The sequence below is a fragment of the Corynebacterium canis genome (assembly GCF_030408595.1).
In the GTDB taxonomy this organism is placed as follows: Bacteria; Actinomycetota; Actinomycetes; order Mycobacteriales; family Mycobacteriaceae; genus Corynebacterium; species Corynebacterium canis.
On the sequence record NZ_CP047080.1, the window covers coordinates 958,705 to 969,916 of the forward strand.

10 protein-coding genes are annotated in these 11,212 nt (G+C 60.5%); 6 read left to right on the forward strand and 4 right to left on the reverse strand.

Going from position 1 to position 11,212, the window contains the following annotated elements; genetic code table 11:
• Window positions 1–4 precede the first annotated feature (4 nt).
• Complete coding sequence (locus CCANI_RS04225; RefSeq protein ID WP_146325236.1) at window positions 5–1,414, reverse strand: NAD(P)/FAD-dependent oxidoreductase; 1,410 nt, start codon at window positions 1,412–1,414, stop codon at window positions 5–7.
• A 290-nt stretch (window positions 1,415–1,704) separates the two neighbouring features.
• Here CCANI_RS04225 and CCANI_RS04230 point away from each other — a divergent pair, with 290 nt between their 5' ends.
• Window positions 1,705–3,171 (forward strand): aldehyde dehydrogenase family protein, encoded by a 1,467-nt coding sequence (locus CCANI_RS04230; protein WP_222432962.1) that lies wholly within the window; start codon window positions 1,705–1,707, stop codon window positions 3,169–3,171.
• Between the two features lie 239 nt (window positions 3,172–3,410).
• On the opposite strand, the gene CCANI_RS04235 is transcribed toward CCANI_RS04230, so the two are convergent.
• From CCANI_RS04235 to CCANI_RS04245, 3 genes are read right to left on the reverse strand one after another with little or no spacing between them, the layout of a single operon-like run.
• Window positions 3,411–3,770 carry an integrase core domain-containing protein gene (locus tag CCANI_RS04235; protein WP_290211550.1) on the reverse strand — a complete coding sequence of 120 codons (360 nt, stop codon included), beginning with the start codon at window positions 3,768–3,770 and terminating at the stop codon, window positions 3,411–3,413.
• A 9-nt stretch (window positions 3,771–3,779) separates the two neighbouring features.
• Window positions 3,780–4,490: a DDE-type integrase/transposase/recombinase gene (locus CCANI_RS04240; RefSeq protein WP_290211540.1), complete on the reverse strand. Its 711-nt coding sequence runs from the start codon at window positions 4,488–4,490 to the stop codon at window positions 3,780–3,782.
• Window positions 4,490–4,990 carry a transposase gene (locus tag CCANI_RS04245; protein ID WP_146325764.1) on the reverse strand — a complete coding sequence of 167 codons (501 nt, stop codon included), beginning with the start codon at window positions 4,988–4,990 and terminating at the stop codon, window positions 4,490–4,492. Before CCANI_RS04245 ends, CCANI_RS04240 begins: the two co-directional genes overlap by 1 nt.
• A gap of 317 nt (window positions 4,991–5,307) precedes the next feature.
• Between CCANI_RS04245 and CCANI_RS04250 the strand changes: the two genes are divergently transcribed.
• From CCANI_RS04250 to CCANI_RS04270, 5 genes are all read left to right on the forward strand, one after another.
• Window positions 5,308–6,147: a TatD family hydrolase gene (locus tag CCANI_RS04250; protein WP_146324879.1), complete on the forward strand. Its 840-nt coding sequence runs from the start codon at window positions 5,308–5,310 to the stop codon at window positions 6,145–6,147.
• A gap of 245 nt (window positions 6,148–6,392) precedes the next feature.
• Entirely contained in the window at window positions 6,393–7,538 is a 1,146-nt protein-coding gene (locus CCANI_RS04255; protein ID WP_146324881.1) for a resuscitation-promoting factor, read from the forward strand.
• Between the two features lie 47 nt (window positions 7,539–7,585).
• Complete coding sequence (gene rsmA / locus CCANI_RS04260) at window positions 7,586–8,449, forward strand: 16S rRNA (adenine(1518)-N(6)/adenine(1519)-N(6))-dimethyltransferase RsmA (protein WP_146324882.1); 864 nt, start codon at window positions 7,586–7,588, stop codon at window positions 8,447–8,449.
• A 4-nt stretch (window positions 8,450–8,453) separates the two neighbouring features.
• Window positions 8,454–9,407, forward strand: coding sequence for a 4-(cytidine 5'-diphospho)-2-C-methyl-D-erythritol kinase (locus tag CCANI_RS04265; protein ID WP_146324884.1), 954 nt, complete (start codon window positions 8,454–8,456; stop codon window positions 9,405–9,407).
• Window positions 9,408–9,409: 2 nt separating this feature from the next.
• The gene (locus CCANI_RS04270; protein ID WP_146324886.1) at window positions 9,410–11,206 is read left to right on the forward strand and encodes an ABC-F family ATP-binding cassette domain-containing protein; all 1,797 of its coding nucleotides are present in this window, start codon (window positions 9,410–9,412) and stop codon (window positions 11,204–11,206) included.
• Window positions 11,207–11,212 lie beyond the last annotated feature (6 nt).

Genomic DNA, 11,212 nt, shown 5'->3' on the forward strand with positions numbered 1-11,212 from the left:
CGAATTAAGAATCGAAGCCCACTTTGAACAAGGCCATGAGTTTTAGCAGCGGGCCGTCCTTGCCGGTGCGGTCGGATTTCGCCACCGCTTTGCGCACGATGCGGATCAGCGGATAGGCGATCGGCTCGGGCGGGATCGGTATGGGTAGCCTGCGCGACATCCGCAATCGAGTGCGCTCGGTGTCTCGACCTTCCAGCAGGTCCAGCATGACCTGCGCCCCGAAACGGGTGGCCGCCACGCCGAGCCCGGTGTATCCGGCACTATATGCGATATTGCCCTTTCTGGTCGCCCCGTGAAAGGCCATGAGCTGGGTGGACATATCGATCGCGCCGCCCCATGCGTGCGTGAATTCGATGTCGCGCAGCTGCGGGAAGGTGGTAAAGAAATGGTCGGCAAGCAGCAGGAAAGTCTCTTCGCGCTGATCCTGGGAGGGCTTGACCTTCCGGCCTCGGTGGTACACCGCATCCCAACCGCCAAAGAGAATCCGATGGTCGCTGGTCTTGCGATAATAGTGAAACTCGCGGCCGGAATCCGTGATCCCATTGTTCTCGGTCCACCCGATAGCCTCGAATTGATCCTCGCTTAAAGGTTCGGTTACCAGGGCGTAATCATAGATCGGGACGGTGGCTAAACGCAGCCGTTTGAGCGGGGACGGAAAGACATTGGTGGCCAGTGCGACCCGCTCGGCGCGTACCTGCCCCTCTGGGGTGTGCGCGGTGGCTGTGGTCGGGGCGTCGATAAGCTCCGTGACGGGGCTGTGTTCGAAGATGTGTACGCCTAACTTTTCGGCTGCGGCGGCTAAACCCCAAGCTAGCTTGGCCGGATGTACATAGGAATAGCCTTTACGTTTGAACACCCCTGCGCGGTACACCGCGGAAGCGCCATGGCCGTGGGGCGCGGACATGTCCAGCGGCTCGGCGTCGGGATCCGGCATCAGCCCGTCCACCTGGTGCGGCTCGGTAGCCACCACCATGATGCCCGAATTGTGCCACTCGGCGTCGATGCTGTAGCGCTCGATGGTGCGCTCGAGTTCGATAAAGTTTTCGTCCGCTAGGCGATGGATTGTGTCCAGCTCCGTGGGGAAATGCAGCCGGCCGTTCTCCTCGCCGTGAGTGAGGCTGGACTCGCAAAACCCGCCGTTGCGGCCGCTCGCTGCCCACGCGATGCGCTGCTGCTCCAACAATACGATCATCCATTCGGGGTGGCGCTCCTTGGCAATCAGTGCGGTCCACAGGCCGCAAAACCCGCCGCCGATGATAAGCAAATCGGCGTCGATCTCTCCGTGCAACGCCGGGCGAGCGGCCGGACGGTCCGGGTTATCCAGCCAAAACGGGGTGGGGGAGGCGGCGCGAAGGGAACGCTCGAGGGTCGCGCGATCGTGACGTAATTCATGGCTATAGACGGGATTTGGCATGAATATAATCTCCTTGTTGCGGTATTGGTTTCATCATGGCAAAGCGGGCGAAGTACCGTCAATGCCGTGTTATGTGATGAGAAATCTATAACATTGTGATCTTTTACATCACATGGTTATGCAAGCTTGTTGTTAGGCAAAATATATATTAAATATTTCGCTGAAAAGCTGGCGCTGGCGTAAATGTATTGTATAGGGTGGGCGAAAAGGAGAACCTGGTTTCAGCACGTCATGCACTGTATCCTCAGGCGAGCGTTGAGCGTCTGGGTTTTCCGGAAAGGAGAGCGACAGTGAATACACAATTGTCGCGAGAAATTATCCCGCCGCGCACTCAGCTTTATATCGACGGTGAATATATCGACGCCGCAGATGCGAAAACCGCCGAAGTTGTGAGTCCCGTTACGGGCAAAGTAATAGGGCAAGTCGCGGTGCCAACATCGGCAGATCTGGACCGTGCAGTGGCGGCCGCGCGCAAGGCGCAACGTGCATGGCGTGAAGTGGGGGTATGGCAACGCGCCGAAATCCTGCATCGCGTCGGCGAGCTCATCAGCCAGCGTCGCGATCAGCTTTCCCATCTGCTTACCTTGGAGCAAGGCAAGCCGCTCGCGGAGGCCTACGCCGACATCGATGAAACCGCAAAGCTGTTCCATTTGCATGCGGAGGATGCGGTGCGGTTGCACGGCGAAACCCTCCCCGCGAACGATCCGAAGAAACGGATGTGGACCTTCTACCAGGCGGTGGGAACGTGGGCGATCATCATTCCGTGGAATTTCCCAGTGTTGATGTTTTCGGAATTCGCCGCCCCCGGGCTTGCCACCGGGAATGCGCTGGTGGTGAAGCCTCCGACGCATACCGCGCTGACTTTGCTCGCCACCGTGGAAGTGTTGGAGGAGGCCGGTCTGCCGCGCGGCTTGGTGAACATCCTGCCAGGCGAAGGTGAGTTCGGTTCGCAGCTGGTGCGGCATCCGGGTATAGACGCGATCGGCTTTATCGGATCCTCCGCGACCGCCGAAACCATCGTTAGCACAGCTGGTCTAAAGCGCGCGCTTATTGAGGCTTCGGGCAACGGGCCTGTCGTTGTCCTCAACGACGCGGATCTCGACGCCGCGGCCCGCGCCGCTGTGCGGGGCGCCTACTACAATGCGGGCCAAGTGTGCTGTGCGACCGGTCGGGTTCTTGTGCACCGAGCGGTACATGACGAGTTTGTGCTAGCGCTGCGGATCGCCGCGCGCGAGGCGGTATTAGGTGATCCATTCGATCCGGCGACCACCCTTGGGCCGATGAATAATCAACGCACCGCCGGAAAGGTTGATGCCCATATCGCCCAGGCGCGCGAACGTGGATTCGAAATCGTGGTTGGTGGCGGCCGCAGTACCGCATTCCCGACCGATCTCTATTACGAATTCACTGTAATAACCAATGTTGCGGAAGACAGCCTGCTCAGTACCGAAGAAACGTTCGGACCGGTCGTGCCCGTGATCGTTGGCAACGATGACGATGATCTCTTGCGCCTAGCCAACCAGGATGCGTTGGGTTTACAGGGCGCCGTCTTTACCAAGGACATCACCCGCGCTTACCGATTTGTGGAGCACATGCGCACGGGACAAGTAGTGGTCAATGATTCCAATGGATTTTGGGATATCAATATGCCCTTCGGCGGAGTCGGCGGAACTCGCACCGGCTGGGGGCGCATCGGCGGCAAGCACACCCTGATTGATATGAGCGATCTGCGCACCGGCGTTATTCAGCTCGACTAGTTTCGGTTCCTGCCTGTTTGGTGGGCGGGCGCGGAGTTTATATGGTGTGCGACCGAATAATGCGCTCTAAGGCCTTGGAAGAGGCATGTGTATGGCCCAATGCCCCCAAACTGCCACAGCCCTTCATTTGGTTGCTCACCGCCTATCGAGTTGAACGTTGTCTACCGATATTTATTACATCAAAATCCCGAAATCGCCGCGTGCCATTGAGTTGTGAACTTCTTTGATTGTTCTTGGTTTTATTGTACTTGGTTTTGTGGGGTTGGTGGTGGTGTTCCGATTTTGATGCCGACGGTGGCTGGTGGTGGTTGGAACATGGATCGTGGTGGGCGTCGTTGGGGGTAGGTGTTGTAGTAGATTTCTTCCTTTGCTTTGCGGTGTTTGAGTAGTGGTTTCCATTCGCCGGTGTAGACCTGTTGTGGGGTGAATCCGGCGAGGCCGCTGTGTGGGTCGTGGTTGTTGTAGGCGTCGATGATGGAGGCCATGGTGTTGGCGGCGGCCTTGATATTGGGGTAGCTGGTTAAGGCGTAGCGGTGGTGTTTGAGTGTGCGGTGGGAGGATTCTTCGAAAGGGTTGTCGTTGGATACTCCGGGGCGGATGAGTGAGTTCTACGCCGTTGGCGTCGAGCATTTGGCGCATTGGGTGGTCATGACAGCACGGTCGGTGTGCAGGACTCGGACCTTGGCGTGGTTGAGCTGCTCGGCGGCGATGACTTGGGCGATGAGGTCGGTGGCGATGTGTTTGTCTTGGCGCAGTTGTACGGTGTGGCCGACGATTTTACGGGAGTGCAAGTCCAGCACGGTGTAGAGGTGAAATCCCTTGGTCATAAAGGATCCGGGGAGCCAGGTGATATCCCAGCACAGGACTTCGCCGGGCCGTGTCGCGGTCACTATTCGTGGTGGTTGCGGCGCCCGTGGCGCGCCGTGGCGCAGCGGTGCTGGCACCGTTTTGATTTCATTGTTCACGCGGTAAAACGTCCGCAATGAGCCGAGCAAGGGCTCCTCGGAATCGACATGGCTGAAAAAGATTTTATAGACCGATAATCCCTGCTCACGACCGTCGCGAAGCAATGCGGCGATACGTTGACGCTCCGGGGCGCTAATCGTTTTCGGCGGCGCGGCCTTTGGGTGTTGTGGTGGTTTCTTCGGCCGCGGATGCCGCCGGTAATACAGGGTTGTTTTCGCAAGCCCAAGCAGCTTCAATGCCGCGTTTTGGGTATAGCCAGCCGCCGCAAGCAACTCTAAAATATGGTCTTCAAGCTTAACGAACTCATCGAAATCGGCTTGCTGCTCTGGGGAAAGTTTCCGGCCACCACGCATCAACGATCGGTATATTTTTGCATGGCGGCGATAGCTTTTCCCATCGCCTCCACCGCCTTGGCATGCGCAGTGGTGGCAGCATCCTTATCCGCAACCACCTTTTCCAATTCAGCGATCCGCGCCTCCAATTTGGCGTGACGTGTTTCCCACTTCGCGCGCGCAGTCTCCCACTTCGCGCGCTCGGTCTCCAGCTTCGCACGCTCCGCCCCCAGCTCGGCGTTAAGCGCCTCCAACTCCTGATTGCGCTGTGTCAGCCGAGAAAACTCCACGATATTTTCATCACTCATAGGAATATTTTCTCGCGGTGTTAACCCGATGTCGAGCGTGCCCGCCGCAAGCTGCCGCCGCCACAAATACAACTGCCGCGGCGTCACCCCGGCCGCCCGGAGGAACTCTCCCTTCAGACCATGCTTGGTCTCCGCATGGGCCAACACGATCTCCCGGCGCTGCTCCGCAGTAAACGTCCGGTCCGGATCTACCGGAGGGATCTGTACAGACATCTTGAACCTTCCTTCCTCATCCCCATGACCATCACGGGGAAGCTTCCGAAAGTTCACATCTTCAATGGCAAGGTACGAATCTGTGTAAAAAGTATCACGCCGAAGGCCCCAGCCGGCCCCGGATGATGAAAACTACACAGGATTGGCGTTTCGTGTGTAAAAAACTTCATCTGAAGTGCACGACCTATCTTCGGCGAGGTGCTCGGTGGCCAAGCGGCGCTCGCAGTGGCCAAGCGAGGCGCTTAATAGCCAAGGCGGGTGCATCAGTAGTGGGGAGCTGGGCGACAGGAGCTGGGCGAAGGGTAGGATTTTGGGGCATGGCTAAGAAGAAGTCTCGTCCGGTTCCTGTTCCTGCGCCGCCGCTACCTGGGATTGTTGATGCGCATACGCATCTTGCGTCGTGTGGGGCGCGCACGCCGGGGGAGGTTGCCGAGATTGTGGGACGGGCGGTAGGGGCGGGCGTCGAGAAGCTTTGTACGGTGGGGGATGGCCTGGCGGAGGCGGAACTGGCCCTTGCCGCCGCGCAGAGTAACGAACGTGTGTTCGCGGCCTGTGCGGTCCATCCGACGCGGGCATTAGAACTGGATGAAGCCGCGCGGGCGCGGCTCACGAACATGGCGGCGGACCCGCGATGCGTGGCGGTAGGGGAGACCGGCCTGGACACGTACTGGATCGGAAAATCGGACACATGTGCGCCCTTGGAGATACAAGAGGAGGCGCTGCGTTGGCACATAGATTTGGCGGTGGCGAGCGGCAAGGCGCTGATGATCCATAATCGAGAAGCGGACGCGGAGCTGATGCGTGTGCTGGCGGACGCTCCCACGCCCAGGGCGACGATCCTGCATTGCTTCTCTTCGCCGCTGGAAATGGCCGAGGAGGCGCTGGCGCGCGGCTATGTGCTGTCCTTCGCAGGCAATGTGACGTTTCGGCGGAATGAGGAGCTGCGGGAGGCGGCCCGGATCGCGCCCGCGCGGCAGCTGCTGATTGAAACGGATGCGCCGTATATGACGCCGGAGCCGTTCCGTGGCGGCCGCAACGAGCCGGCGATCGTGGGGTATACAGCCTACTGTCTTGCGGAGGTGCGCGGGCAGGAGCCAGCCGAGTTCGCGGCCGAGCTTAATAAAACTTTCGACGAGGTTTATGGTATTCTCAGCTGAGGTGCTGGGTGAGGCTCAGGCAAGGTGCGCGTTCTGCCGTAGGGTAACGCGCCCTGTAGTTGTTCCGATACACTCTTTAGGGTGTGGCCGCGGTCACGGAAATTCGGGGCTCCTGATATCTGGAGTAAACTCCTGTGACTATTGTGATACATCGTTTGCTATTTACCTCGACAACAATGCAAAGTTATCGTACTGTGACTTTCATCGGACTTCTTGATCGACACACCTAGACCTAAGGTAAATTCGTGAAAACCTCTCAACAGTCGGCTTTGCACCGCATTAATTCGGCACACTCGGTACCGCTCCGCGTCGCCACCGGCGGTATGCTCGCTACCCTTCTGGTGAGTGGCGGGTTGGCCGTCATCGAAAAGAAGGACGTCAACGTCGATGTCAATGGTGAGAACATTTCACTTGCCACCATGTCGGAGACGGTTGGCGAGGCCCTGAGTAAGGCGGGCGTGGAGTACAGCTCCGACGACCTTATCCAGCCGAAGCCTGATCAAAAGCTGCGCGACGGCGAGCAGATCGTGGTGCGTACCGCGAAGCCCATTGCACTCACCATCGAAGGCAAAACCCAGACCATCAATTCCACCGCCCTCACGGTGGACGAGCTGGTCAAGGAAATCGGCGACGTCACGGACGCGGACCTGCTTTCCTTTGACCGGAAGAAGAAGATCCCTTCCGAGGGCCTGAAACTAGGCGTGACCAAGCCTAAGATCATTACCGTCACCGACGGCGATGGGGCCCGCACCTACACCAATATCGCCGCGAATACCGTCGGCGATGTGCTCAAGCGCCGCGGCGTGGATTTGGGCAAGGACGATGTGGTAACCCCGGCGGTAGACACCCCGGTCACCGTAGGAATGGATATCCGGGTCGACCGCGTCCACTTCGAACAAGTCACCGAAAACGTGCCGTTCGAGGCCCCCGCCACCTATATCGACGATGCCAATACCTTCCAGGGCGAGGAACAGGTTGTTACCGCCGCCACGGTGGGCGAAAAGCAAATCACCCGTAACCTGCGCTTTGTCAATGGCCAGCGGGTTGGTGACCATGTGGTGGAGGAGAAGGAGCTCGCACCGGCCACCCCAGCGACGATTAAGCGCGGTACCAAGCCGAAGCCGGCTGCCCCGAGCGTGGCGGGTGATTCCGTGTGGGATGCCCTCGCACAGTGTGAGGCGGGCGGCAATTGGCACATCAATAGCGGCAATGGTTTCTCCGGCGGTTTGCAATTTACTCCCAGCTCGTGGTTGGCCGCGGGCGGCGGGCAGTATGCGCCGATGGCCTACCAGGCTTCCCGCGAGGAGCAGATCGCCGTGGCTTCGAAGCTGCAGCAGATGCAGGGTTGGGGCGCGTGGCCGGCGTGTACCGCGAAGCTGGGCTTGCGTTAGCCTGATTCCCTCCGGTTGGCCGCCCCTGCGGTACATTCAAAGCTACTATGCAGAATGAACACTCGCGGGCGGCGCTGTTGGGCCCGGTGGAGATCCGCCAGTTGGCGGAGCGGTTGGGCGTGACGCCCACCAAAAAGCTCGGGCAGAATTTTGTCCACGATCCGAACACGGTGCGCCGTATCGTCGCGGCCGCCGAGGTGCGTGCGGAAGATCACGTGGTGGAGGTGGGCCCGGGCCTGGGGTCGTTGACGTTGGCGCTGCTGGATAGCGTGGCCGATGTGACGGCAGTGGAGATTGATCCCCGCCTTGCCGCCGAGCTTCCCGCGACCGTTGCGTGGCGGGCCCCGGCGTTGGCGCAGAATTTGCATGTGGTGGTGCGTGATGCCCTTGAGGTGCGCCGCCAGGATTTGCCGGTGCAGCCGACGGCGTTGGTGGCTAATCTTCCGTACAATGTTTCGGTGCCCGTGTTATTGCACATGCTTGCGGAATTCCCGACGATTCGCCGGGTGCTTGTGATGGTCCAGGCGGAGGTTGCGGACCGTCTCGCAGCGGCCCCGGGTTCCAAGACGTATGGCGTGCCGAGCGTGAAGGCGTCGTTTTATGGCCCGGTGAAGCGTGCCGGGGCGATCGGCAAGAACGTGTTTTGGCCGGCGCCGAAGATTGAGTCCGGTTTGGTGGCTATTGACCGCACCGATCCGTACCCTTCCGCTTTGCGCGCCACAGTGTTTCCGCTTATCGACGCCGCGTTCGCCCAGCGCCGCAAAACCCTCCGCGCCGCGCTCGCCGGTGTGTTCGGTTCGGGGGCGGCTGCGGAGGAGGCCCTGCGAGCGGCCGGTATCGATCCCGGGTTGCGTGGTGAAAAACTTGATATTGCGGATTTTGTCCGTTTGGCCCAAACGGTAGGGGAGTAACTTCGTGGTGGATTTTTTAGAACATGTGGACGCGGTGGCGCACGGGAAGGTGAATTTGCACCTCGGGGTTGGTGATGTCCGCCCCGATGGCTACCACGAATTGGTGAGCGTGTTCCAATCCTTATCGGTACACGATGAGGTTTCGGTCACCGTGGTGGATACCGGGGTCGGCGGGGTGTCCTCGCTGGCGGTGCGGGGGGTGGGTGGTGGCGGTGGGGTGCCCACCGATAATACGAACCTGGCTTGGCGGGCCGTGGATTTGGTGGTTGGCGCGTATCGGGACCGCGGGCATCGGGAGTTGCCGGTGGTGGATGTGGGCATCCGCAAAGGTATTCCCGTGGCTGGTGGGATGGCGGGTGGTTCCGCCGATGCGGCCGCAGCCTTGCTGGCGGCGGAGGCCGTGCTCGCTCCCGCATATGGCGGTTTGGGTGCGGCGGCGCTTCGCGAGCTCGCCTGCAGGTTGGGTTCGGATGTTCCGTTTACCCTGGTTGGCGGCACGATGCTGGGCACCGGCAGGGGCGAGCAATTGGTGCCGGTGCTGTCTCGGGGGACCTATCATTGGGTGCTGGCATTGAATTCCAAGGGATTGTCCACGCCGGTGGTGTTTAGCAAGCTCGATCAGATGCGCGCGGAACGCGAATTGCCGCGGGCGGGCGGCACGGAACGGATCCTGGCCGCATTGGCACGGGGCGATGTCGCGGAGGTTGCGGACGCCCTGGTGAACGATCTGCAGGCCCCCGCGACCAGCTTGCTTCCCGCCCTGCGGCGCACCTTGGATGCCGGGAAGCGTGCCGGTGCCTTGGCGGGGATCGTTTCCGGTTCCGGCCCGACGTGCGCCTTCCTGTGCGCCGATGCGGCGGCGGCCGCGGAGGTGGCCGACGCGCTGATCGATGATGGGGTAACTTCGGCTGTGACCACCGCCACTGGGCCCGCCGCGGGCGCATATATTAAGGGATAGACATGGCTAACTTAATGAACCTGGAACATGTTTCGAAGTCTTTCGGCTTGAAAACACTTTTGGATGATGTCAGTCTCGGCGTGCAAACAGGCGATCGGATTGGGGTCGTCGGGCTGAATGGGGGCGGGAAAACTACGCTGTTGAAGGTGCTCGCGGGCGTCGAAAAGCCGGATGCGGGGCGGGTGTCCCACGTGAAGGATCTGCGCATGGCGGTGGTGACGCAGGCCGCGGAGCTGGATCCTGCGGCTACGGTCGCTGATGTGGTCCTGAAGCCGCTTGGCGTGGAAACGTTCGAATGGGCGTCGAATCCCAAGGTGCGCGAGGTGCTCGGCGGGCTGGGCATCGTGGATCTCGGCCTGGATACGTCGGTCGGCCAGCTATCCGGTGGGGAACGCCGCCGCATCAACCTCGCCGCCGCATTGGTGCAGGACCTTGACGTGCTGATCCTCGACGAGCCGACGAACCACCTCGATGTGGAGGGCGTGCAATGGCTGGCGGAATACCTGCTTGCGCACAAGGCCGCATTGATCGTGGTCACCCACGACCGCTGGTTCTTGGACACCGTGGTCACGCGCACGTGGGAGGTGCACGATGGAAACGTAGATGTGTTCGAAGGCGGCTATAACGATTGGACGTTCGCACGCGCCGAGCGTGCTCGGCAGTCGGACGCGGCGGAACAGCGGCGTCGAAACTTAGCGCGCAAAGAGCTCGCCTGGTTGCGCAGAGGGGCGCCCGCCCGAACCTCCAAACCCCGGTACCGGATCGAGGCGGCGGAGGCGCTGATCGCAAACGTGCCCGCCGCGCGTGACACCGTGGAATTGCTCGCATTTTCTAAACGCAGGCAGGGCAAGGTGGTGATCGAGCTAGAAGACGCCACCATAGAAACCCCCGACGGGCGCGAACTTGTGAGCGATCTTACGTGGCGGCTGGCCCCCGGGGAACGCATCGGATTGGTTGGCGTCAACGGCTCCGGCAAAACCACCCTGCTGCGCACCCTCGCCGGGGAACACCCCCTTGCGGCGGGCCGTCGCATCGAAGGCAAAACCGTAGTGTTGGGTTGGTTGCGCCAGGAGCTCGATGACCTTGACCCCGATATGAGGCTGCTGGAAGCCGTGGAATCGGTGGCTCATTATGTGCACTTTGGTAAGAAGGAACTATCCGCCTCCCAGCTCGCGGAACGCCTCGGTTTCTCCGCCAAACGCCAACGCACACCCGTGCGAGACCTGTCCGGTGGGGAGCGCCGCCGCCTGCAGCTCACCCGCGTGCTAATGGCCGAGCCAAATGTGCTATTGCTCGACGAACCCACCAATGACCTCGATATAGACACCCTGCAGGAATTGGAATCCCTATTGGATTCGTGGCCGGGCACGTTGGTTGTGATTTCCCATGACCGCTATCTGATCGAGCGCGTGTGCGACTCCACCTGGGCGCTGTTTGGGGACGGTAAACTGACCAACCTGCCGGGTGGGATCGATGAATACCTGCGCCGCCGCGCCGAGCTTTCTGGCGGCCAGCGGCGCGCCGTGGTAGATCTTGGGGGGCCCAAAGCTACGGAGGTGGTTGCGGTGCCGAAGGTGGATTCCGCGACGCGGCGGCGCTTGGAAAAAGAAATGAAGTCGCTGGAGCGCAAGATGGAAAAGCTCCGCGATCAGATCGCCGAATTGCACGAGCGCATGGCGGCCAACGCCACCGACGTTGCGGCCTTGACCGAACTTACTACCGAAAGCTCCCTGATCCGCGAAGATATCGAGGCTTACGAGCTGCAATGGATGGAGCTTGCGGAGCAATTGGAAAGCTAGCGGAAC